The sequence below is a fragment of the Mycolicibacterium sarraceniae genome, from assembly GCF_010731875.1.
Lineage (GTDB): Bacteria > Actinomycetota > Actinomycetes > Mycobacteriales > Mycobacteriaceae > Mycobacterium > Mycobacterium sarraceniae.
On sequence record NZ_AP022595.1, the window covers coordinates 1,395,659 to 1,418,084 of the forward strand.

19 protein-coding genes and 3 pseudogenes are annotated in these 22,426 nt (G+C 66.0%); 13 read left to right on the forward strand and 9 right to left on the reverse strand.

What is annotated here, in order from left to right; all coding sequences use genetic code 11:
• Positions 1-52 precede the first annotated feature (52 nt).
• The 5 genes from G6N13_RS07195 to G6N13_RS07215 are packed head-to-tail and all read left to right on the forward strand — an operon-like array spanning position 53 to position 6,889.
• Positions 53-1,402 carry an aspartate aminotransferase family protein gene (locus G6N13_RS07195; RefSeq protein WP_163695741.1) on the forward strand — a complete coding sequence of 450 codons (1,350 nt, stop codon included), beginning with the start codon at positions 53-55 and terminating at the stop codon, positions 1,400-1,402.
• A gap of 21 nt (positions 1,403-1,423) precedes the next feature.
• Positions 1,424-2,878 (forward strand): xylulokinase, encoded by a 1,455-nt coding sequence (locus tag G6N13_RS07200; protein ID WP_163695744.1) that lies wholly within the window; start codon positions 1,424-1,426, stop codon positions 2,876-2,878.
• A complete protein-coding gene (gene lysA / locus G6N13_RS07205) occupies positions 2,875-4,167 on the forward strand; it encodes a diaminopimelate decarboxylase (protein WP_163695746.1) in 1,293 nt (430 codons plus the stop codon). Before G6N13_RS07200 ends, lysA begins: the two co-directional genes overlap by 4 nt.
• A complete protein-coding gene (locus G6N13_RS07210) occupies positions 4,164-5,813 on the forward strand; it encodes a serine hydrolase domain-containing protein (RefSeq protein WP_163695749.1) in 1,650 nt (549 codons plus the stop codon). The genes lysA and G6N13_RS07210 overlap by 4 nt, the downstream gene beginning before the upstream one ends.
• A gap of 32 nt (positions 5,814-5,845) precedes the next feature.
• Positions 5,846-6,889, forward strand: coding sequence for a threonine aldolase family protein (locus G6N13_RS07215; protein WP_179965096.1), 1,044 nt, complete (start codon positions 5,846-5,848; stop codon positions 6,887-6,889).
• Between the two features lie 2 nt (positions 6,890-6,891).
• Here the strand turns inward: G6N13_RS07215 and G6N13_RS07220 are convergent, their stop codons facing one another.
• Complete coding sequence (locus G6N13_RS07220; RefSeq protein WP_163695752.1) at positions 6,892-7,584, reverse strand: mycothiol-dependent nitroreductase Rv2466c family protein; 693 nt, start codon at positions 7,582-7,584, stop codon at positions 6,892-6,894.
• Positions 7,581-8,363 carry a maleylpyruvate isomerase family mycothiol-dependent enzyme gene (locus G6N13_RS07225; RefSeq protein ID WP_163695755.1) on the reverse strand — a complete coding sequence of 261 codons (783 nt, stop codon included), beginning with the start codon at positions 8,361-8,363 and terminating at the stop codon, positions 7,581-7,583. Before G6N13_RS07225 ends, G6N13_RS07220 begins: the two co-directional genes overlap by 4 nt.
• Positions 8,364-8,812: 449 nt before the next feature.
• Between G6N13_RS07225 and G6N13_RS07230 the strand changes: the two genes are divergently transcribed.
• Entirely contained in the window at positions 8,813-11,296 is a 2,484-nt protein-coding gene (locus G6N13_RS07230; protein WP_407663881.1) for a DEAD/DEAH box helicase, read from the forward strand.
• On the opposite strand, the gene G6N13_RS07235 is transcribed toward G6N13_RS07230, so the two are convergent.
• From G6N13_RS07235 to G6N13_RS07245, 3 genes are read right to left on the reverse strand one after another with little or no spacing between them, the layout of a single operon-like run.
• On the reverse strand, positions 11,262-12,011 hold the full coding sequence (locus tag G6N13_RS07235) for a 5'-methylthioadenosine/adenosylhomocysteine nucleosidase (RefSeq protein WP_163695758.1): 750 nt from the start codon (positions 12,009-12,011) through the stop codon (positions 11,262-11,264). The genes G6N13_RS07230 and G6N13_RS07235 overlap by 35 nt on opposite strands.
• A gap of 41 nt (positions 12,012-12,052) precedes the next feature.
• Positions 12,053-12,226: a CsbD family protein gene (locus G6N13_RS07240; protein ID WP_163695761.1), complete on the reverse strand. Its 174-nt coding sequence runs from the start codon at positions 12,224-12,226 to the stop codon at positions 12,053-12,055.
• A 57-nt stretch (positions 12,227-12,283) separates the two neighbouring features.
• Positions 12,284-12,616, reverse strand: a complete 333-nt coding sequence (locus tag G6N13_RS07245) for a S24/S26 family peptidase (RefSeq protein WP_407663882.1) — start codon at positions 12,614-12,616, stop codon at positions 12,284-12,286.
• Between the two features lie 22 nt (positions 12,617-12,638).
• Between G6N13_RS07245 and sodN the strand changes: the two genes are divergently transcribed.
• The gene (gene sodN, locus G6N13_RS07250; protein ID WP_163695765.1) at positions 12,639-13,061 is read left to right on the forward strand and encodes a superoxide dismutase, Ni; all 423 of its coding nucleotides are present in this window, start codon (positions 12,639-12,641) and stop codon (positions 13,059-13,061) included.
• Between the two features lie 28 nt (positions 13,062-13,089).
• Here the strand turns inward: sodN and G6N13_RS26100 are convergent.
• From G6N13_RS26100 to G6N13_RS07260, 3 genes and pseudogenes are all read right to left on the reverse strand, one after another.
• A pseudogene (locus G6N13_RS26100) lies at positions 13,090-13,172 on the reverse strand (CoA pyrophosphatase); the annotation flags it as partial.
• A gap of 22 nt (positions 13,173-13,194) precedes the next feature.
• Positions 13,195-13,809, reverse strand: a complete 615-nt coding sequence (locus tag G6N13_RS07255; protein WP_163695768.1) for a TenA family protein — start codon at positions 13,807-13,809, stop codon at positions 13,195-13,197.
• A gap of 11 nt (positions 13,810-13,820) precedes the next feature.
• The gene (locus G6N13_RS07260) at positions 13,821-14,393 is read right to left on the reverse strand and encodes a TetR family transcriptional regulator (protein WP_163695771.1); all 573 of its coding nucleotides are present in this window, start codon (positions 14,391-14,393) and stop codon (positions 13,821-13,823) included.
• Positions 14,394-14,742: 349 nt separating this feature from the next.
• Between G6N13_RS07260 and G6N13_RS26105 the strand changes: the two are divergent.
• From G6N13_RS26105 to G6N13_RS07275, 3 genes and pseudogenes are all read left to right on the forward strand, one after another.
• Positions 14,743-14,928, forward strand: a pseudogene (locus G6N13_RS26105) (amidohydrolase family protein); the annotation flags it as partial.
• 6 nt (positions 14,929-14,934) lie between these two features.
• Positions 14,935-17,148, forward strand: coding sequence for an acyl-CoA dehydrogenase family protein (locus tag G6N13_RS07270; RefSeq protein WP_163695774.1), 2,214 nt, complete (start codon positions 14,935-14,937; stop codon positions 17,146-17,148).
• Positions 17,149-17,166: 18 nt separating this feature from the next.
• Entirely contained in the window at positions 17,167-17,508 is a 342-nt protein-coding gene (locus tag G6N13_RS07275; RefSeq protein ID WP_235677956.1) for a hypothetical protein, read from the forward strand.
• Between the two features lie 111 nt (positions 17,509-17,619).
• Here the strand turns inward: G6N13_RS07275 and G6N13_RS07280 are convergent, their stop codons facing one another.
• Positions 17,620-18,282: a L,D-transpeptidase family protein gene (locus G6N13_RS07280; RefSeq protein ID WP_163695777.1), complete on the reverse strand. Its 663-nt coding sequence runs from the start codon at positions 18,280-18,282 to the stop codon at positions 17,620-17,622.
• Between the two features lie 255 nt (positions 18,283-18,537).
• On the opposite strand from G6N13_RS07280, the gene G6N13_RS07285 reads away from it, so the two are divergent.
• The 3 genes and pseudogenes from G6N13_RS07285 (at position 18,538) to G6N13_RS07295 (ending at position 22,390) form a co-directional block, all read left to right on the forward strand.
• The gene (locus G6N13_RS07285; RefSeq protein WP_163695780.1) at positions 18,538-19,143 is read left to right on the forward strand and encodes a TetR-like C-terminal domain-containing protein; all 606 of its coding nucleotides are present in this window, start codon (positions 18,538-18,540) and stop codon (positions 19,141-19,143) included.
• A gap of 185 nt (positions 19,144-19,328) precedes the next feature.
• Positions 19,329-19,499, forward strand: a pseudogene (locus tag G6N13_RS07290) (MmpS family transport accessory protein); the annotation flags it as partial.
• The gene (locus tag G6N13_RS07295; RefSeq protein WP_163695784.1) at positions 19,496-22,390 is read left to right on the forward strand and encodes an MMPL/RND family transporter; all 2,895 of its coding nucleotides are present in this window, start codon (positions 19,496-19,498) and stop codon (positions 22,388-22,390) included. The pseudogene G6N13_RS07290 and the gene G6N13_RS07295, both read left to right, overlap by 4 nt.
• The last annotated feature ends 36 nt before the right edge of the window (positions 22,391-22,426 follow it).

The following is a 22,426-nucleotide window of genomic DNA, read 5'->3' on the forward strand; positions in this document are numbered from 1 at the left end:
TACTTAGTATTATAAGTAGGATCTACCCCGTCCCACCCGAGGAAGAGCGCCCATGACGTCGTTCGACACCGCCTACGCCCAGCGGACCCAGACCACCAAGAAACTCTACGAACGTGCGCTGCAAACCATCCCCGGTGGCGCCGGCAGCACCGCTCGATTGCCGCGTAACGGATGGAAGCCTTACCCCCTTTTCATGTCCGAGGGCCAGGGCTCGCGGCTGCGTGACGTCGACGGCAACGAGTACATCGACTATTTGCTCGGACTTGGTCCGATGATCCTCGGACACCGCCATCCCGAAGTCACCCGCGCCGTCACCGAGGCAGTCCAGAACTACGGCACCTGCTTCGGTCTGCCCTACGAACTCGAGATCGAAGCGGCCGAGAAGGTCGTCGACGCGGTCCCCGGCATCGAGCAGGTCCGGTTCACCAACTCTGGCTCCGAGGCGGTCGGCACCGCGGTCCGGCTGGCCCGGGCCACTACCGGACGACGATTGATCGTCCGGTTCGAAGGGCACTATCACGGCTGGCAGGACACCGTGTATTGGTCCAACCACGTCGATCCGAAGCTCGCCGGGCCGGCCAACCGGCCCCGTCCGGTCGCCATGGGGGGCGGCGTACCCGCCGAACTTGAGCAGACCCTGGTGGTGCTCACGTGGAACGATCCGGAGAGTTTCGTCACGTTGATGGAGGAACGCGGCGAAGAGGTCGCCGCCGTGCTGACCGAGCCGGCCGTTTTCAACACCGGCTGCATCCTGCCCGAGCCCGGTTACCTGGAACTCCTGCGCGAGCAGACCACCAAGTACGGCGCCATGCTCATCTTCGACGAGGTCATCACCGGTTTCCGTTTCGCTCGCGGCGGTGCCCAGGAATGGTTCGGGATCCGTCCGGATCTCACCACCTACGCCAAGGGCATCGGCGGCGGGTTCCCGGTCGCCGCGGTCGGCGGAACCACCGAGGCGATGCGGTTGATCGCCGACGGCACCTATTCGCATTCGGGAACCTACAACGCCAATGTCGTGCAGTGCGCGGCGGTATCGGCGACGATGGACGTTCTTGCCACCCCAGGACTCTACGAACGCCAGCGCGCCCTCGGCGACCGTCTGAGCCGCGGATTGAAGTCCCTGGCACAGGAGAAGGGCATCGACGCCTATGTGGAGGGCATCGGCACGGTATTCCAGCTGTGGTTCACCGACCGTCCCATCCGGAACTGGCGCGACGCCGCGGCATTTGCTCATGAGGACGTCTTCACCCGCTGGTACCAGGAGATGGTGGTCCGCGGCGTGCTGTTCCACCCGCTGCAGTTCGAGAACCTGTTCGTCTCGCTGGTCCACACCGACACCGACATCGACGAGACGCTCAACGCCGCTGACGCCGCACTCGATGTGGTCGCCCGTGAGTTCTGACCTTCCCGGGGACCGATCCTGTTGACCACCCGCGAGTTGCTCACGATCGGGCTCGACCTGGGCACCAGCAGTCTCAAGGCCGTTGCGGTCGGCGAGAACGGCCGGTGCGTGGCGCGTGCCCGAGTCGGCTACCCGACCGCACAACCGGAACTTGCTGCTGCCGAACAGGATCCCGCCGACTGGATCGACGCCTGCCGCACGGCTGTCGACACCCTGGCCCAGCGGACCGACCCGAGCTCCTGGCGGGCGATCGCGCTCTCGGGGATGCTGCCGACCCTGGTGAACCTCGGACCCGGCGGCGTCCCCGTGGGGCCGGCGCTGACGTGGCAAGACGGTCGCGCCGAGCCGGACGGCGAGCAGATTGCCGCCGCCATCGGCGCGGAAACCCTGTACCGGCGAACCGGGCAGCGATTCGACGGCCGGTACTTGATCGCGATGCACCGGCGCCGGGTGCGCCTCGGCGTGACGCCGGCGGACAGCGTGGTTGCCGGCGCCAAGGACTACCTGTACCAAGTCCTCACCGGTGAGCTGCTGACCGACCCATCGACCGCGGCCGGCTACGGCGCCTACGACCTGCATGACGCCAGGTGGGACGACGCGACTCTGGCGGCCGCCCAGGTCACCGAGGTTCCTGCGCTGGCGCCATCGGACACCCGCCGCCCACTGCGCGCCGAACTCGCCGCCCGGTGGGGCTGTCCGGTCGACATTCCCGTGCTGCTGGGCGCCGCCGACTCTGTGCTGGGAGCTTACGGACTCGGGGTCCGCCACCCAGGCCCGATCGCTTACATCGCGGGCACCAGCAACGTCATCCTGGGGCGCTCAGCCACACTGCAACTCGACGATCTCGGGCGATTCCTGGTGACCCCTATGGAGGACAACGGTTTCGGGCTCGAGATGGACCTGCTCGCCACCGGCTCGGCAGTGCAATGGCTCGCCGGTCTGCTTGGCCTCGACAGCCCCGCCGCACTTGGCGATCTGGCCGATGCCGCCGAATTATCCTCTGCGCCAATGGTGTTGCCCTACCTCTCCCCGGGGGAACAGGGTGCCCTGTGGGATCCCGGATTGCGCGGGGCCACCGAAGGATTGACGTTGCGCACCACACCCGCCGAACTCGCGCGCGGATTGCTGGCGGGCATCGTCGCCGAATCCCGACGATGCATCGACGTGCTGACCCACGCGACCGCCACACCGGGCCCGATCCTGGTGACCGGATCCGGCGGCACCCCGATGGCATTCCGTCGCGATCTGGCCGACGCCACCGACCGCGCGGTCCACTTCCACGGTGACGAACGTGACCATTGCGCACTCGGTGCAGCACTATTCGCGGGCCGCCAAGTTCTGGACTGGCCGGCTGGTCAGGTGTCCGAGATCCCGGCCGAGGTCATCGAACCGGATTCGAGCCGCGCGGATCTGTGGGCACAGCGTTTCGCAGCCCATGACGCGCTGCGCCTTTCCCAGCAGGAGCGACACCGATGACCGAGCTGCGTCCCACCGACATCGACCTGACGTTGTATCCCGATGGGGCACAGCTGGACCCGTCCGGACGCCTGCTCATAGGTGGATGCGCGGTGGCAGATCTGGCGAAGCAGTACGGCACCCCGGCCTACCTGATCGACGAGGGTGCTCTGCGGGCCCGCGCGCGCGAGTATGTCGAGGCGTTCACCAGCCGTCATCGGCGATCGCTGGTCCTGTTCGCCTCCAAGAGTTTCCCGTCGGCATCGGTGATCGGGGTGCTGGCGCAGGAGGGCTGCGGCACCGACGCCGCGGCGGCCGGTGAACTTCGCCTGGCCCTGGCCGCCGGCGCCGACCCGGCCCGAACGGTCTTTCACGGCAACGCCAAGACCGATGAGGACATCCGCAGGGCGATCGAAGCCAGGGTCCGCTACGTGGTGGTCGACAACCTGGACGACGTGGAGCGCATCGCGCGGATCGCGACCACGTCGGTGCCGGTGCTGCTTCGCGTGAGTCCCGCGCTGGACGCCAAGACCCACGCCGCGATGATGACCGGACACGATGCATCCAAGTTCGGCATCCCGTCGGATCAGGTGGCCGACGTGATCCGAGAGATCCGCCGGGAGCCGGCGCTGGACCTGCGCGGCCTGCATGCGCATGTCGGCTCGCAGCTGTTGGACCTGGGGCAGTTCGAGGCCGCGGTGGCCGCGCTCGCGGAGTTCGAACGCTTCAGTGTCTACGATCTGGGCGGCGGTCTGGGTGTCCGGTACGTCAGCACGGACTCGGCGCCGTCGGTACAGGAATACGCTCAGTGCGTGGTCTCAGCCGTGCACCGCCACCTCGGGCCCGATGTTGAGCTGATGGTGGAGCCGGGTCGATCGATGGTGGCACGCAACGGAATAACCGCGTATCGGGTTGTCACTGTCAAACGCGGCACCCGCACACACGTCGCGGTCGACGGCGGGATGGGCGACAACCTCGAGGTGTCACTCTACGGGCAGGCCTTCCAGCCTGCGGTGATCGACCGTGCCGGACCCGCCGAGACCGTCGACATCGTCGGGCGGCACTGCGAGTCCGGTGACCGGATCGCCGAACAGGTGGCCGTGGTGAGCCCCCGGGTGGGTGATCTGGTCACGGTTCCCACCACCGGGGCCTACTGCTACACGATGTCGAACAACTACAACACCGCCCTTCGGCCGCCGGTGGTGTTCTGTGATCGCGGCACCTCACGCCTGGCGGTCCGCCGCGAGACGTTCGAGGACCTGCTGCGCCGCGAGCAATTGCTCGCCGACACCCAGCCCGCCGGCGGATGAGCGACTCGGCAAGGGCCGTCATCGACGCCATCGCCGCGCAGTGGGCCGTGCCGGGTACCGCCGTGGTGGCCGTCGACCGCAATGACGTGGTTTTCGCCCATTACTCTGGGCAGTCGGACGTGAGTGCCCGCACTCCAGTCGGCGCCCGGCATCTGTTCCCCATCGGCTCGATCAGCAAAACCTTCACCGCGGTCGCGCTCCTGCAGCTCCTCGACGGTGGCCGGATCCGTCTTGACACCACGATCGCCGACCTGCTCGACTGGCTGCCAGAGCCGTTGCGCAGCAACGAGATTACCCTGCAACGGTTGCTCAATCACACCGCTGGGGTGATCGGAAGTGTGGATGCGCTGCCCGACGAGATCGGGCAGGCCACGCTGTACACCGGGGCGTTGTCGACCGCCGCCCCCGGCAGCTTCTTCCACTATTCGAACGTCGGCTACATCCTGCTGGGTTTGGCCGCGGCAACGGTGTCGGGCCGATCGCTCGCCAGCCTCGTCGAGGAACGCATCCTGGACCCGCTGCGTATGCGCGACACCGTGGCCCGGGTCACGTATGACGACTACGAGGCACTGGCCTGCGGGTATCAACCGCGCCGCGACGATCGACCCTGGGTGCCGGGCGACGCTCTGGCGCCGGCACCGTGGCTCGAGGTGGCAGGCGCCGACGGCAACCTGGCCGCCACAGCCATCGATCTCGGTCGGTTCGCCCGCATGTTGTTGGGCGGAGGTCAGCTCGACGGCACGAAGATACTGAGCACCAACGCATTCGAAGCAATGGTGTCGAGGCTCGCACCAAGCGGCGAGGACGTCCTCGACCTGCACGGCGTCGCCGCCACCGAATCCAGCCGCTACGGTCTGGGCATCAACGTCGAGCGCTGCGCCGGTCACACGGTGCTGACTCACGGCGGCGGCATGGTCGGCTACGCGTCCTTCCTGATCGCCGACCTCGATGCCGGCCTGGCGGTGTGCGTGCTGACCAACGCCAACGGTGACACCCCGGTCGCCGAGGCCATCGCACGGTGTACCGCCGCGGAACTGGTCGGCCCGGGCCAGGTGGACATCAACCGACTCGACCCACGATGGTGGGATGCAGCTCACGTCGAGAAGGCCGGCTTCCTGGGCCAATTCCGCTCCAGCGGGGGTGAAGTCATCCACGTGTCAGCAGCCGAGCGCCGCGGGGAACTGGCGCGCCTGTCGGTATCGGGCGGCGGTGATACGGCTCCGCTGTTGCGCACCTGGGGACAGCGCGCAGTGACGACCCTGCCGAAGTTACGCCGCTTCGCCCTCACCTTCGAAGGAGACCGATGGCATTGGGGGGCGACGGAGCTGGCATCGGACACGACGCCGGTCCTGGTATCGGCACCCGACAACCCGTTGACCGCGTTCTGCGGGCACTACCGCTGCTATTCGCCGTGGTTCACCAACTTTCGGGTGGTGCTCCGTGGCGACCGGCTACTGCTGATCGCGCCGGGTGGGGTCGAGGCCCCCGGCGACGAGACCGAACTCGTGCCGATCGGTCCGGCGATGTTCCGAATCGGCGCCGATGAACGGCTACCCGAACGCCTCACGTTCGGGCCGCCGATCAACGGGGCCTCACCCTGGGCGGATCGCGGCGGTTGCCGCTACTCTCGTGCCTTTACCGAGTGACTCCCGGCCGAATCCTGTTACGGAGAAACGCGATGACCGTGAACCCCGTGCCCTCGGCCGCGTTCGCCTCGGATAACGCCGCCCCCGCCCACCCGGCCGCGCTCGATGCGCTGGTCGCCGCGAACTCCGGCAACGTCGCGCCCTACGGCGAGGATCTGCTGACCGAACAGACCGCCGACGCCGTACGCAATGCCTTCGAATCTCCCGGTGCCGAAGTGTTGTTCGCGCTGACCGGCACCGCCGCGAACATCATCGCCCTCACCGGCGCCGTGCGGCCATGGGAATTGATCATCTGCAGCGACACTGCCCACATCATCGTGGACGAGGCCGGTGGCGTCGGTCGGGTCTCCGGCGCCACTCTGGCGACGCTGCCCAGCCGCGACGGACTACTGGATCCCGGTCAGCTCGATGCCCTGATCGGCGGGCGAGGTGACGTCCACCGATCCCAACCCCGCATCGTCAGCATCACCCAGTGCACCGAACGCGGACGGGTTTGGGCCCCGGATGCCATCGCCCAATTCGTCGACCACGCCCATCGTCTGGGCCTGCTGGTCCACGTCGACGGCGCCCGGATCGGCAACGCCGCTGCCGCACTGAATGTTTCGCCGCTGGCCGCGGTCGGCGATGCCGATATCGTCACCGTTGGCGGCACCAAGAACGGGATGTTGTTCGGCGATGCCATCTTGGTCCGCCGCCCCGAACATTTCAGCGGAGTCAAGTTCGTACAGAAGCAGATTGGTCATCTGCCCAGTAAGCACCGCTACGTCTCGGCGCAGTTCGACGCGCTGCTACGCGACGATCTCTGGCTCCGGTTGGCCGCCCATGCCAACGACATGGCTACTCGACTCAGTGCCGGTCTGGTCGCATTAGGGCATCGCCTCAGCTGTCCCACAGACGCCAACGAGGTGTTCGTCGATCTCTCCGACGACGTCCACGCGCAGCTGTCCCGCCGCTATCTGCTCGAAAGGCCTGTCACCTCGGCGCCCACCGTGCGCTTCGTGTGCGCCTGGTCCACCACCGTCGGGGAGGTGGACGCCGCGCTGGCGACGTTAGCTGCCCTGCCGAGCGAGCAATAGGGCTAGTCGCCGAAGCTGACGACTTCGCCGCGATTAATTGAGACCCAGTCGCGCGCTTCAAGATACGGACGGAAGGTCTCGGTGATCGCTTCTCCGTCAGCTGCGGTCTTCGGTCGCTGAAGCTCGTAGAGATGCGGGAATTCGGTCCACGCGACGACGGCGTCCCACAACCGCACCGCCGCCTCCCCGGTCGGCGGGTCGATCAGCACCGGCCCGAACAGACACTGCCCGTCGGGCCAGAACAGCGTCGGCACGCCGTAGCCGTCAGCGGCCACCACCCGTTGATGGTCGGCCAGCACCTCATCGCTGGTCGTCGGGTCGGCGATCGCCCGGTCGACAAGCCCCGGATCGAAACCGAGCTCGGCGAGGAGGTGCCGGGCCACCGCCGGCTCGTGCGGTTTGTGGCCGTCGACGTGCAGAGCCTGCCCGGCGCGCTGGTACCAGGCCTCGACATCCGCCATCGACTGGCGCCGCAACAGGGCCCCGATCCGCATCATCGACCAGCCGTAGGACCACTCCCGCTCCCACGGGTGCTTCTTGCCGTCGGCGCGGTTAATTTCCTCGAGGCTGAAGAACCGCCAGTTGACCACCAGACCGGTCCGGTCGCGGACCTCCCGGATCCAGCGCGACGTCTGATATGCGTACGGGCACATCACGTCGAAGTGGAAGTCGACAGACTCAGGCCGACCGGTCACATCGTGAACCGCAGGTTGCGGGCGGCCCGCTCACCGAGCTCGGCATCCCCGCTCCAGCTGACCGCGCCGGAGTCGATCTGCGCCTGCGGGTCGATGCGCCCGCAGGCGAGCATGATGAACGTCGTCGAGTCCGTCGTCAGGGTGGCATCCGGATTGTCAAGGTGGTCAACCTGTTTGGCACGACCATTGACGGCGACGTCGATCTCCCGAACAAGCGGTCCGGTCAGCCGGAACGCGATGCTGCTGCCCTCGGGGACACCCACCTTCTTGCCGGCGATGTAGCCGATGGACCCTTCCACCTGGGCCAGCGCGATCTCCGCCGGGACGCCGCCATCATCGGTGAGGAGTCCCAGCGGAATCGTGATGTCGCGAACATGCACCCAGAAGTCGAAGATCCGGATCTCCAGGAACCGTCCGTAGGTGCCGCGGCCGGTGGGCATCCACGACGGCCGGTCGAGATCGGCGGCGCTCAGCGCGCTCAGGTCGCGCCGACGTTCGGCGAAGACTGCCCGTACCTTCTCGACCAGAACCGCTGGATCGTCGGTCCCGGCCAAGAACTCCGCGGCCCGGTCGAACGTCGGGGGTGTGGCGTCGTCCTGCGGCAGCCATCCGGTCATCACGGCCTCGATGCTGACAACGTGTTGGACCACCGAGCGCATCTCCCAGTCCGGGCACAGCGACTGCGCTTTCCAATTGGCGTCGCTCAGCTCGTCACACAGGCCTTCGATCGACGTGTAACAGGCCTCGAGCGCACCGCGGATTTCGTCCAGAGTCCTCATGGTTCCGATCCAACTACGTGCGGCGGACGACCGTGCCGAAATCAGCCCGCGGCGTTCGGCAGAAGCGGCGGGCAGTTTCCCGCGGCGTCGGTGATTCGCATGATCCGGCCATGATCGCAGATCCAATCCGTTGTCCAGCTCGCCGCAGTAGGACAGACCGCGGCGCGTCGTCAGCAGGTCGCCTCGCTGGCACTAGTCCCCCTACAGCGGGTTCGTCGATGCCGTCGCCGGCGCGTTCGCCACGTTCGGTAGCCGACCTCGGACTATTTCCGCACCAACGTGTTCGTCACCCCAGGTGGCGTGTTCAGTCAGCGCTACCCGCGCTGGGCGGTGGAGGTCATGGACGCCGACCGGATCAGCTGTGCGCGGGGATCCGTCGCAGACCCACCGGTAACCTGACGGGCATATCTACGCCCACGAGTCCCAGCGATCTCCAGACCCTTCGCCCGGTGGGCGCAGACCCCGACGAGGTGTTCACCTCGTTCGCGGCATGGGCAGAAGAACGCGGCACCGTGCTGTACCCGGCGCAAGAGGAAGCACTGCTGGAATTGGTCAGCGGCGCCAATGTAGTGCTCGCGACGCCGACCGGCTCCGGCAAGTCGCTGGTGGCCACCGGCGCGATCTACGCGAGCCTGGGGGCCGGAACCCGCAGCTACTACACGGCGCCGATCAAGGCGCTGGTCAGCGAGAAGTTCTTCGCGCTGTGCGATGTGTTCGGCGCGGAGAACGTCGGCATGCTCACCGGCGACGCCGCGGTCAACGCCGGCGCTCCGGTGATCGCCTGCACCGCCGAGATCCTGGCCAACATCGCGCTGCGCGAGGGTGCCGCGGCCGATGTCGGCCTGGTGGTGATGGACGAGTTTCACTTCTACGGGGATCCCGATCGTGGCTGGGCCTGGCAGGTGCCGCTGCTGGAGTTGCCACACGCCCAGTTCCTGTTGATGTCGGCCACACTCGGCGACGTCACGTTCCTGCGCGAGGACCTGACCCGCCGCACCGGGCGTCCGACGGCACTGGTCGCCAACGCCGAACGCCCGGTGCCGCTGTATCACAGCTACGCGACCACCCCGATGCACGAGACGATCGGCGAGTTGCTCGACACCAAGCAGGCGCCGATCTATGTCGTGCACTTCACCCAGGCCTCGGCGCTGGAACGCGCGCAAGCGTTGATGAGCGTGAACGTCAGCACCAAGGAGGAGAAGGCCGCGATCGCCGACCTGATCGGCGGCTTCCGCTTCTCCACGACCTTTGGTACGACATTGTCGCGACTGGTCCGGCACGGCATCGGCGTCCACCACGCGGGCATGCTGCCCAAGTACCGGCGGCTGGTCGAACAGCTGGCACAAGCCGGTCTGCTGAAGGTCATCTGCGGCACCGACACCCTCGGCGTCGGGATCAACGTGCCGATCCGGACCGTCGTGTTCTCGGCGTTGTCGAAGTACGACGGTGTGCGCACTCGGCTGCTCAACGCCCGCGAGTTCCACCAGATCGCCGGTCGGGCCGGCCGGGCGGGCTACGACACCGCCGGAACCGTCGTCGTGCAGGCACCCGACCACGAGGTGGAGAACCTCAAGCAGTTCGCCAAGGCCGCCGACGACAAGAAGAAGCTCCGGAAGCTGGTGCGCCGCAAGGCACCCGAGGGCATGGTCCCGTGGAGCGAGACCACCATGACCCGATTGGTCGACGCCACTCCCGAACCGCTGACCAGCAATATGCGGGTGTCGACGGCGATGATCCTCGACGTCGTCGACCGTCCGGGCGATCCCTTTCTGGCGATGCGCCGGCTGCTCACCGAGAACCACGAGCCACGTAAGCGCCAACTGCAGCACATCCGCGAGGCGGTCGGTATCGCTCGCTCGCTGCTACAGGCCGGGGTGCTGGAACGCATGGACGAGGCCGACCCCGACGGGCGCCGCTACCGCCTGACCGTCGACCTGCCGTCCGACTTCGCCCTGAACCAGCCGTTGTCGACCTTCGCGCTCGCCGCGGTGGATGTGCTCGATTCCGAAGCCGAAACCTATGCGCTGGACGTTGTTTCCGTGATCGAGGCAACCCTCGAGGATCCCCGCGCGATCCTGGCCGCGCAGCTCAAGAAGGCCAGGGGCGAGGCCGTCGCGGCGATGAAGGCCGAGGGTATCGAGTACGACGAGCGCATCGAGTTGCTCGACGACGTCACCTACCCCAAACCGCTCGACGAACTGTTGCGGCACACCTACGAGGTGTACGTGCAGAGCAACCCGTGGGCCGCCGACGCGCACCTGTCCCCGAAGGCCGTCGTGCGCGAGATGTGGGAGCGCGCGTTCACCTTCCGGGAGTTCGTCAGCGTGTACGGCTTGACCCGCTCCGAAGGGGCGGTGCTGCGTTACTTGTCGGACGCCGTCAAGGCCCTGCGGTCCGGTGTGCCCGCCGCCGCCCGTACCGACGAGGTCACCGATATCGTCGAATGGCTGGGTGAGCTTGTGCGCCAAGTTGATTCGAGTCTGCTCGACGAGTGGGAGCAGCTCACCAACCCCGACCAGCCGCACGATGTCCCGGTTTCGGTGCCCACATGTCCACGTCCGTTGACCGGCAACGAGCGGGCGTTCACGGCGATGGTCCGCAACGCACTGTTCCGCAGGGTGGAGTTGTTCGCCAGGCGGCGCTGGCATGACCTCGGCGAGCTTGACCGCGGCACCGGGTGGACAGCCCAGCGCTGGGCGGAGGTGATCGACGCGTACTTCGCCGAGCACGACGACGTGGGCACCGGCGCCGACGCCCGGGGCCCGGCTCTGCTGATCATCGACCGGCAGCCCGACGTGTGGCAAGTCCGCCAGATCCTCGACGATCCTGCGGGCGACCACGACTGGGGATTCGAGGTCGAGGTAGACCTCGGCGCCTCCAATGAGGAGGGCGTGGCGGTTATCCGGCTGGTCGATGCCGGGCGGATGGACTGAGAACGGGGAGCAGCCGGCGCAGGATCGCCACCGACGATGCGGCCGCTTCCTCGACGAACTCGCGGAAGTCGAATCGCGCATCGTGGCCGGCCAGATCAGACAGCGCCCGGACAACCAGCCAGGGCACCCCGAACGATTCGGCGACTTGGGCCACCGCACCGCCCTCCATCTCGACGGCAAGACCACCGAAGTCGCGGTGCAGCCGCTGTCGGGTCACGTCGCAGTGTAAGTACTGGTCGCCAGAGAGCACCGTGCCGAACCGCATGGTCGCCCTGGGCAGCGTGAAATCGGCGAGCCGGGCCGCCACTCGGTCCAGCAGGTCCGCATCGACCGAATAGCCGAGCCGCTCAGTCGGATTGATGAACGGTACGTGCCCGGCTTGACAGGTCTGCAGCCGGCCGTTTTCGATCACGCCCGTGTCGTGCTGAATCACCCGATCGGCAACCACCACGTCGCCCACCGCGAGCTCCGGGTCAAGACCACCTGCCACACCGGAGAAAACGATTGTGCCGCAGCCGAATCGATCGGCCAGCACCGTCGCGACCAGCGCGCTGTTCACCTTCCCCATGCCCGAACCCGCCAGCACGACGTCGTATCCATCCAACGTCCCGCTAGCGAATTCGGTGTGGGCTACCTGCGTCGGAGTCGTGTGGCGCAGCAACGCACGCAGGTGGATGAGTTCCGGAGGGATGGCGCAAATGATTCCGATGGGCACCAGCCCAGTGTGGCCGACGGATTGTCACTCTGCGCCACGGCTCAGTGCTTGAAGGCGTCCTTGACCTTCTCGCCGGCGTCCTTGAGGTTCGCCTTGGCCTGGTCGATCTTGCCTTCGTTCTCGGTGCTCTTGTCGTCGGTGGCCTTGCCGAGAGCCTCCTTAGCCTTTCCGGCGACGTCTTCGACTTTATTGCTGATCTTGTCTGAAATACCCATGGGTGGCGTATACCTCAAGAGTGCGGGCCCGAAACCCCACCCCTACTCACCAGGCAGTTAACCGCCGCGGACCGTCCACATCACCCGATAGGAGCCGGTCGCCGGTACCCAGCCGAATCGGCGCGAGTCGACAACTCCGGGCGCGCCCGGGTTGTCCGAGCGTGCTTCGAACGTCGCGGTGCGGCCGTGCCCACGCACCTCACCGACGCGTTTGACCAGCCATCGAGAGGAAAGCGTGGGATCGGGGAAGACCCGGAGCTGGCCCGGGCGCGGGCTGCCGCCGCGCACCGTCAACACCCCGTCACCAGGGCGAAGCGTCGGGCGCATGGAGTCCTCCACCACCAGGAACCGGCGCAGCGGCCAGTGCCGGAGCCCATGGTTCCCACGCATGGTGAAAGGGTAGGTTATGGCCATGCTGCAACGACTGTTCGCCAACGCCACCCCTGCCCATGCTCACTGCGACCTGTACTGCGGCGTCTACGACCCGGCCCAGGCCAAGATCGAGGCGCTCTCGGTCCTCAAGACCATTCAGAAGTACAACGACTCGGACGACGAGCACTTCCGCACCCGCGCCATCCTCATCAAGGAGCAGCGCGCCGAGGAGGTCAAGCATCACCTGACGGTGCTGTGGGCCGACTTCTTCGCCAAGGAACACTTCGAGCAGTTCCCCGAGCTGCACCAGCTGTTCTGGGACGGCGTGCACGGCGCCGGCGACGCGAAGAAGTCGACCGATCCCGCGGTGGCCGAGAAGCTGCTCGCCACCATCGACAAGATCTCCGACATCTTCTGGCAGACCGAGAAGGCCAAGGGCATGGGCGTTTACCCGCCCGCCTGACAACTCTCACCCACGTACCGCGCGGTCAGTCTGGCCGCGCCGGTTTGGGGTCCAGCCGCCCGGCCCCCAGATCACCACGGGGGTGATGACGTAGCCCGATCGGGTCGGGTATTAGAAGGGGGCCCGCCGACTTCTAGTCGGATACTGCGGCCTCGAAGAAGGCCCGCTCCAAGTGCATGGCCCGCCGGTAGGCGGTGCGCACCGGTGGCGTATCGGCGGCTTGGTCGTCGAGCAGGTTCTCCAACACTCGTGCGATTGCCTCGAACCCGGGATCGGCATACGTGCGCACCCATTGGCCGTATGGCCCCGCTCGATCGGGGTCCAGCGTTTGGCCAAGCCAGGCGTACAACCGCATACACGGCGTCATTGCTGCATAGACGACACCGACATCTTGGGTCGCCGCGGTCGCCAGCAGAAACTCGGTGTACGCCGACGTCGCCGCGAGCGGCTGCACGCCGGCCAGATCGACACCCCACGAGGCCGCGTAGGAGGCGTGCAATCCCAACTCCTCCCGGACACCGCCGATCAAATCCGCCAAGGCGAGCAGCGTCGGGGTGTCTCGGCTACGGGCCAAGGTCAAAGCGTAAGCACGCGCGAAGGATTCGAGGAAGAACGCATCTTGTGCGATATAAGTCGCGAAACGCTGCGTGGGCAGAGTGCCATCCGCCACCCCGCGCACGAATGGATGTGCCAGCACATCGGCGGCCACGTCGGAGTTAGCGGACCACAACTGGGCAGACAGCGACATATCTGCCGAGCCTAATCGGGACGGGCCCCCGCAAGCAGGACACGGGCCACCCACTCGACATTGTCCAGCGATTCGTCCAAGCTCAGCCGTCGCGCCCGGAATCCGGCGAGCGCAGCGCTCAACGCGGCATTGAGGCCGAAGCTCACCTTCGGAATGAGTTCGGGCGCAATGCCAACCAACAGGCGATTGAACAGCTCGACGTTGGTGCGTTCCATCTCGTCGATCGCCGACTTCACCTCGGGATCGGCGGAGCGCATCATCTGCAGCATGAGGGCGGTCATCTCAGGATTGCGATTGAACGCGCGCTGGGCGCGGCGCAGGTAGTCCAAGACCCCGGGTAGCGGGTCGCTGTTGGTCGGGACACCGGCGGTCAATATCCGGCGGGTCAGCCGTTTCTGCCAGTCCTGCAGCGCGGCGGCAAGCAGGTTTTCCTTCGAACTGAAGTAGCGGTACAGGGTGGCCAGTGCCACCCCGGAGCGCTGCGCCACATCGCGCATCTGGACCGCGTCAGCACCCACCTCGGCGATCAAATCGATCACTTCTTCGATGATCTTGGCCCGGCGGGCCAACTGGCCGCTGGTCATATCCGACAACGAGAAGACGCGGCCGGCCGACGGCACCAGATCGGGCGCAGGTGTGTTGACGGTGCCACCTCCTGGAAGAACAGCCTTCTGCGATGCTAGGACATCTCGCCCCGGAGCAGAAGGGTTACAGCAGCTAGATCCCTATCGGAATCTTGACATGAAGTAGAACCGCGTTTCACTATAATCAGTGCGACGGTGCCCGTCGCGCGGTGATGGGAGGAGCGCGATGGCCGGACCGGTCGGGCTGCCGGTGATCGACACGATGATCGGGGTCAGCGAGGGATCTGCGGCGGAACTGGCGCTCACGATGTTCCCTGACCGCTTCATCGCGCCGGGCAATGTCGCCGACCCGAACGAGATCATCGACTACGCGAACACCCGCGGGGCCGCGAAGATCATCTACGCGGGCTAATTCCCGATGGGACTGTCACTGGAACGCATCGTCAGCGATATGCCCGAGGTGCCGTTCACCGATGATGTATGGCCGAAGTTCCTATACAGCAACGCGGCCCGAATTCTAGGACTGGAGAACTAACACCCCATGGCGCTAGCAATCACGATCGAGCAGGAGCAGCTGGCCGAGGCGGTTACTCAGTTCGCGGCCCGGCACGCCCCGATCGACAAGACCCGGGCCGCCCTTGACTCGATCGCGGCCGGCGAATTGCCCACTTGGTGGGAGGAATTCACTGCCAACGGATTCCACGCCGTCCACCTTCCCGAGGAAGCCGGTGGTCAGGGCGGCACGCTCGCCGACATGGCCTGCGTCATCGAATCGGCCGCCGCAGCATTGCTGCCCGGGCCACTGCTCAGCACCGCCACAGCCAGTGCGGTCGCCGCTCTCGCCGACGACTCCGCTGCGGCGCTGGTAGCCGATCTGGCCGGCGGGGCACCGGCAGCCGTCGTGTTGCCGGAGGACTCACAGGTCCAGGCCGTGCGCGACGGCACGGGATGGCGCCTGCGCGGCTCGATCGGCAGCACACTGGGTCTCATTGCAGCACAACGTATTCTGCTCGCCACCCACAGTGCGGACGGTACCCATCTGTGGTTTGCGCTGCAGCCAGACCTCGCGGGTGTCGTCGTCGAGCCGCAGCGCGGAACCGATCTAAGCACCGACGTCGGCATCCTCAGCCTGACCGACTACCCCGCCGAGTCCGTGGTGAGCGGGATCGACACCGAGCGGGCCCGCTGCGTCGTCGCGGCGCTGGCCGCATGCGCTTCAGCGGGCACGGTCCGCAGGGGTGTCGAGACCGCGGTGAACTACATCCGCACCCGTGAGCAGTTCGGCAAGCCCGTCGGATCATTTCAGGCATTGCAGCACAAGGCCGCGGTGCTTCTGGTCAACGCCGAGCTGGCTTCTGCGTCGGCCTGGGATGCGGTACGCGCCATCGACGAAAGCACCGAGCAACACCGGTTGGCCGCCGCCTCGGCCGCCCTGATGGCCGTCTACGCTGGGCCGGACCTGATGCTCGACGCGCTGCTGATGTTCGGCGCGATCGGCTACACCTGGGAGCACGACACCCATTTGTACTGGCGGCGTGCCACCAGCCTGGCAGCCTCGCTGGGGTCGGTCACGCGCTGGGGCCGGGAAGCCGGTGAACTGGCCCGGACGCTAAAGCGTTCCACCGCAATAAATCTGGGTGATATCGAATCGGAATTCCGGGCGAACCTCGCGACAACGCTCGATGAGGCGGCGGCACTGGCGAACGAGACCCCAACCGACGATCTTCGCGCGCCTGGACTGGCGTTCGGGTCGCAGCGCGACCTGCTGGCTCGGGCCGGCCTGGTCGCTCCGCATCTGGCCGCGCCGTGGGGTGTCGACGCGACCCCGGTGCAGCAAGTGATCATCACCGAAGAGTTCGACAAGCGAGCCGGCCTGGTCCGGCCCTCGCTCGGGATCGCGGAGTGGATTCTGCCGACGATTCTCAACAGCGGAACCGATGCGCAGCGCGAACGATTCGCCGAGCCCATCATGCGCGGCACGCAGCGCTGGTGCCAGTTGTTCAGCGAGCCGGGCGCCGGCTCGGACCTCGCGTCACTGGTGACCCGGGCGCAGAAGGTCGACGGTGGCTGGCTGGTGAACGGTCACAAGATCTGGACCTCCTCGGCACACGTCGCTCATTTCGGGGCCATGCTGGCGCGCACCGATCCTGAATCGCCCAAGCACCGTGGGATCAGCTACTTCCTGGTCGACATGACCTCACCCGGCATCGAGATCAGCCCGATCAAGCAGGCCAGCGGCGAGGCCCACTTCAACGAAGTGTTCCTCACCGATGTCTTCGTCCCCGACGACATGCTGGTCGGTGAGCCCGGGAGGGGCTGGGATCTGGCGGTGGCGACCATGGCCGTCGAACGCACCGCGATCGGCAATTACGTCACCATCGATCGCTCGCAGGCGCTTCGGCGGATGGCCGAGGTCGATGGACCCGATCACGACGCCACTCTGCAAGCGCTTGGCGGGATCGAGGCGCACACCACTGCCATTAAGGCCATGGTGTTGCGCGAGACCCTGCGCCTAGTGCAGGGTCAGGGCCCCGGCCCGACCTCGAGCATCGCCAAGTACGCGATGGTGTTGCTGCTGCGCCGCGCCTCGACCGCCATGCTGGGCCTCACCGGACGGCTTGCCATGCTGGAGAGTTCGGATCCCGCGGTGGTCAAGCCCTACTTCGACATGCCGTCCGAACTCATCGGCGGCGGCACGGCAGAGATTCAGCTGACCATCATCGCCTCGATGATTCTTGGCCTGCCGCGGAAGTAGCAGGAAGGGCACCCTTGCATGACCACTGCACTCCCGTTCACGTTCTTCGACTGCGATAACCAGTACTACGAGGCCGAAGACGCCTTCACCCGCCACATCGATTCGAAGCTCAAGAAGCGGGCGATGCAGTGGGCGGAGCTTGATGGCCGACAGCGGCTGATGGTCGGCGGCCGGGTCAACCGGTTCATCCCGAACCCGACGTTGGATCCGGTGGGCAAGCCTGGAGCCCTCGACGAACACTTCCGCGGCCCGCAATCCCCATGGCGCCGAATTGAATTCAGCCATGGGCGACTGGGGATCGCCTACCAGGAGCGGATTTTCACTGCTCCGGTGCGACCTGTCGGACCGGAAAATCGATGAGCCGCAACCCGTCTGCGGATGCCTTCGGCGCGCCGAGGGCGCCAACTGCCGTGAAACCGGCGAAGGCAGCGAGAGCAAGCTTGACGACGTCGCGCCGTGACGCCGGCGGTGTCACTGCTGGGCCCGGACCAGTGACGGGTCGCCCACACCGATCGTGATCTGCGGATTCGCCGCAGGGTCAAGCCAATTCAGGATCGACTTCATCTCCTCACGGCCGATGGCGACGCACCCCCAGGTGGGGCTGCCGTCGGTGACGTGCAAGAAGATCCCGGCCACCTTGCCCGGAATGCGTTGGGGATTGTGCGCAATATTGACCGCGTAGTCGTAGATTGGGCCGGAGTCGTAGAGATTCTCGGCAATCTCAGACGGTTGTCCCGAGCTGCGCACGTGGGTGTTGTAGGTCGGCGATTCGGCGTCCTCATCCCACCAGTCCTGGTCGGTGGCCTGGAAGTATGGCATCTTGGTGCCGGGATTGGGCTCCCGGCCAAAGGCCTGGTCGAAGCCGAATGTTCCCGCAGGGGTGCGGTAGACGCCGTCGACGGGAGCACCGACACCCAGCTCACCGACTGTCGCTGGGACCGGACCCAGCACCACCTTCCATTCCTGACCCACCCGCTGGAAGGCTGTCAACGTGCCGGTCGTGGAACTGGCGGCAGGCACACCGACGACGATCCACTGGGTGGTCGCGACGGCGGGCTCAGCGGCGGCCGGCGCAGCCAGCTGCCCGCTCAGTAGCACCGCAGCGATGCTCGCCAGTGTCTTGAGGAACTTCACTGCGCCCCTAGGATGTCGGATTCGGCTGAAAGCGGGTTCATGGTAACCGCAACCCGCAGCAAGATCGGGTAGCCGAGCGCGTCAGTCCAGCGCTTACTCCAACTCGGCGCGACGCGCGAAGCCGCGGCCACCGATCAGCCCGCTCAGGTCGTTGAGCGGATATCCTCGCCGATCTTCCCCGTGAACTTCACAGCGATGTCCTCCTGTGCCGAGCCGCGTCGGTACTGTCCTGGACCGTACCGGCCCTTCGGCTCTATGGTGGGCGCTGTGACCCGGATTGCCGACCGCACCACGGAGCCTTCTCCGTGGTCGCCGCGTGAGGCCGAGCTACTGGCCGCCACGCTGCAGTTGTTGCAGCAGCACGGGTACGAGCGACTGACCGTGGACGCTGTCGCCGCGACGGCGAAAGCCAGCAAGGCGACGGTGTACCGGCGCTGGCCGTCCAAGGGCGAATTGGTTCTGGCGGCGTTCATCGAGGGCTGCCGCCAGGTGGCCGTCGTCCCCGACACCGGAACGCTGCGGGGCGATTTGCTCCGCCTCGGTGAAGCCATCCTCGACCACGCCACCCGGCACTCCGCCACCATCCGTGCCGTCATGGTCGAGGTGTCCCGCGACCCGGCCCTGCGCGAGGCGATGCAGCATCAATTCCTCGACGGCCGAAAGGCCCTGATCGAATCGGTGCTGCAGGACGCCGTCGACCGCGGCGAGATCCAGGCCGCCGCGATCAGCGAAGAACTGTGGGATCTGTTGCCGGGCTACCTGATGTTCCGGTCGATCGTCCCGAGTCGTCCCCTGACGCAGAAGACCGTGCAGATCTTCGTCGACAACGTCCTCATCCCCAGCCTCACCCGTCCCCTGTAGCCGGGAAGCCTTGCCGGAATAGGACCAGTACCGTACCGTACCGCCTAGGGCTGTCGCTTCCGTCCGCCTCCGGGCCCGACCCCTCGCCCAGTGGTCGTGTTGCCGGTTATCGAAAGGCCAACGGGTGCATAGGTTTCCGATCAGAGCGGTGGCCCGGCGGGGGTGGATGGTGTCGGTCGGCGTAGCCGTGGTCGTACGACACCACCACCACCACGCCTGCGGTGTTCGTCAACGTCTCTGCCCAGGGCGACAGTGACTCGCTCGGCTGCCGGATCAAGATCGACGACCTAGTGAAAGACGAAAGATCGGTCAACACGTTGAACGCCTTCAGCTATTGCTTGGACAAGTCCGGATGAGCGACCAACAGGTCTCCGACCGCTCATTCACTCACCGGGCCGCGCGGGCGTGCCGGGTACTGGCGGTGCCGATCCTGTTGATCTGGCTCGCGATCGCGGCACTGACCAACTCGCTCGTTCCGCAGCTCGAAGTCGTCGGTGAAGAGCACAACGTGGCGCTGAGCTCACCCGATGCGCCGTCCCTGCAGGCGTTCCAGCGCATCGGGAAGGTGTTTGGCGAGTTCGATTCCGACAGTGCGGCGATGATCGTGCTGGAAGGCGACCAGCCGCTCGGAGCCGACGCACACCTGTACTACGACAACCTGATCACACGCGTCGAAGCCGATCGCACGCACGTTCAGCACGTCCAGGATTTCTGGGGCGATCCCCTGACGGCCGCCGGAGCGCAAAGCCCCGACGGTAAGGCCGCCTACGTTCAGGTTTTCCTGTCCGGCAATCAAGGCGAGGCGCTGTCGCTGGCTTCCGTCGACGCCGTCCGCGACATCGTCGACCACACGCCGGCACCACCCGGCGTCAAGGCGTACGTCACCGGCGCGGCAGCACAGGTAGCCGACCAATTCGAGACGGGTGACAAGGACACCACCAAGGTGACCCTGTTGACCATCGGCGTGATCGCGATCATGTTGCTGATCGTCTACCGCTCGCTGGTCACGATGATCCTGATGCTGATCACCGTGCTGATCGAAATGTCGGCGGCCCGAGGGATTGTCGCGTGGCTGGCCAACTCCGGATTCATCGGACTCTCGACCTACTCGACCAATATCCTGACGCTTCTGGTCGTCGCCGCCGGTACCGATTACGCGATCTTCCTCGTCGGCCGCTATCACGAAGAACGGTCGGCGGGCGTCGACCGGCAGACCGCGTTCTACGACACCTACCGCGGCACCTCACACGTCATTCTGGGGTCGGGCCTGACGATCGTCGGCGCGGTCTTCTGCTTGTATTTCACCCGCAACCCCTACTTTCAGAGCCTCGGCGTCCCCGCGGCCATCGGTGTCTTCATCGCACTGATCGCCGCACTGACGCTGGCCCCCGCCGTGCTGGCCATCGGTAGTCACTTCGGGCTGATGGACCCCAAACGCCGGACGAAGACCCGCGGCTGGCGGCGCATCGGCACGGCCGTCGTGCGCTGGCCCGGACCGATTCTCGTTGTCTCCCTGGCGATCGCGCTGATCGGTCTGCTGGCGCTGCCCGGCTACAAAACCAGCTATGACGTCGGCGCCTACATGCCCGGCGATGCCCCCTCCAACGTCGGCTATACGGCTGCCGAGCGGCACTTCTCCAAGGCCCGGCTGAATCCCGAGCTGCTGATGATCGAGACCAATCACGATCTGCGGAACCCCGCCGACATGATCCTGTTGGAAAGAGTCGCCAAGGCTGTCTTCCACACCCCGGGTATCGCGATGGTGCAGTCGATCACGCGCCCACTGGGAACGCCGTTGGACCACACCTCGCTGGCATTTCAGATCAGCGCGAGCAGTCTCGGACAGATCAACAACCTGCCGTTCCAGCAGGCCCGGGCCGCCGACCTGATCAAACAGGTGGGCGAGATCGACACGTCGATCAATATCCTTCGCCAGCAGTACGAACTGCAGCAGCAAAGTTCCGCGGCCACTCACGAGCAGGTCGAGGCGTTCCACAAGACTGTGGAGGTAGCCCAAGACCTGCGGAACAAGATCGCGAACTTCGACGACTTCTTCCGGCCGCTGCGCAACTACTTCTACTGGGAACCGCACTGTTTCGACATCCCGGCCTGCGCGGCGCTACGATCCGTGTTCGACGCGCTGGACGGTATCGACGCGCTCACCGACCAATTGGCCAATGTCACAGCGAGTTTGGACAAGCTGGACGCGCTGCAGCCCAAACTGCTGGCTCTGATCCCGCAAAATATCGACACCCAGCAAGCCAACCGCGACTTGACGATGACGAATTACGCCACCCAGTCCGGCATTTACGACCAGACCGCGGCGGCGCTGCAGAACGCGACCGCGCTCGGTGCCGCGTTCGACGCCGCCAAGACCGACGACTCCTTCTACGTCCCACCAGAGGCGTTCGACAACCCCGAGTTTCAGCGAGGCCTCAAGCTGTTCCTGTCCCCTGACGGCAAAGCGGCGCGGATGATCATCACCCACGACGTGGATCCGGCTACACCCGAAGGCCTTTCACACATCGAGGCGATGCGGCACTCGGCACAGGAGGCGATCAAGGGAACCCCACTGGCCGGATCGAATATCTATATCGGTGGCACGGCGTCGACCTATCAGGACATCTCCGAAATGGCCAAGTACGACTTGGTGATTGCCGGTATCGCCGCACTGAGCCTGATCCTGCTCATCATGATGTTCATCACCAGGAGCATGGTCGCCGCGGTGGTGATCGTCGGCACCGTGGCGCTGTCATTGGGCGCGTCATTCGGGCTCTCGGTCTTAGTGTGGCAATACCTGTTCGGCTTGCCGTTGTACTGGGTTGTTTTGGCGCTGGCCGTGATTTTGCTGCTGGCCGTCGGCTCGGACTACAACCTGCTGCTGATATCCCGGTTCAAGGAGGAGATCGGCGCCGGTCTCAACACCGGCATCATCCGTGCCATGGCCAGCACCGGTGGCGTCGTCACCGCCGCGGGCCTGGTGTTCGCCTTCACCATGGCGTCTTTCATCTTCAGTGATCTCTTGGTGCTGGGTCAGATCGGTACGACGATCGGGCTGGGCCTGCTGTTCGACACGCTGATCGTACGGTCGTTCATGACACCGTCGATCGCGGCGCTGCTCGGGCGGTGGTTCTGGTGGCCGCTGCGCGTGCGGCCACGCCCGGCAAGCTCGATGCTGCGCCCCTACGGCACACGCGAATCCGTGCGCCAGCTATTGCTGTGGGAAGACGACGACGCACGGCTGTAGGAAGACTGCCAGCTCAAACACTCCGTAGCCGTATCG

Coding starts and splice junctions, on each gene's coding strand:
- G6N13_RS07295 (WP_163695784.1), top strand. CDS start 19,496: ATGAGCGACCAACAGGTCTCCGACCGCTCATTCACTCACCGGGCCGCG.
- G6N13_RS07270 (WP_163695774.1), top strand. CDS start 14,935: ATGGCGCTAGCAATCACGATCGAGCAGGAGCAGCTGGCCGAGGCGGTT.
- G6N13_RS07240 (WP_163695761.1), bottom strand. CDS start 12,226: ATGGGTATTTCAGACAAGATCAGCAATAAAGTCGAAGACGTCGCCGGA.
- G6N13_RS07215 (WP_179965096.1), top strand. CDS start 5,846: ATGACCGTGAACCCCGTGCCCTCGGCCGCGTTCGCCTCGGATAACGCC.
- G6N13_RS07210 (WP_163695749.1), top strand. CDS start 4,164: ATGAGCGACTCGGCAAGGGCCGTCATCGACGCCATCGCCGCGCAGTGG.
- G6N13_RS07255 (WP_163695768.1), bottom strand. CDS start 13,809: ATGTCGCTGTCTGCCCAGTTGTGGTCCGCTAACTCCGACGTGGCCGCC.
- G6N13_RS07245 (WP_407663882.1), bottom strand. CDS start 12,616: ATGCGTGGGAACCATGGGCTCCGGCACTGGCCGCTGCGCCGGTTCCTG.
- G6N13_RS07225 (WP_163695755.1), bottom strand. CDS start 8,363: ATGAGGACTCTGGACGAAATCCGCGGTGCGCTCGAGGCCTGTTACACG.
- G6N13_RS07285 (WP_163695780.1), top strand. CDS start 18,538: ATGGTGGGCGCTGTGACCCGGATTGCCGACCGCACCACGGAGCCTTCT.
- sodN (WP_163695765.1), top strand. CDS start 12,639: ATGCTGCAACGACTGTTCGCCAACGCCACCCCTGCCCATGCTCACTGC.
- lysA (WP_163695746.1), top strand. CDS start 2,875: ATGACCGAGCTGCGTCCCACCGACATCGACCTGACGTTGTATCCCGAT.
- G6N13_RS07195 (WP_163695741.1), top strand. CDS start 53: ATGACGTCGTTCGACACCGCCTACGCCCAGCGGACCCAGACCACCAAG.
- G6N13_RS07275 (WP_235677956.1), top strand. CDS start 17,167: ATGACCACTGCACTCCCGTTCACGTTCTTCGACTGCGATAACCAGTAC.
- G6N13_RS07260 (WP_163695771.1), bottom strand. CDS start 14,393: ATGACCAGCGGCCAGTTGGCCCGCCGGGCCAAGATCATCGAAGAAGTG.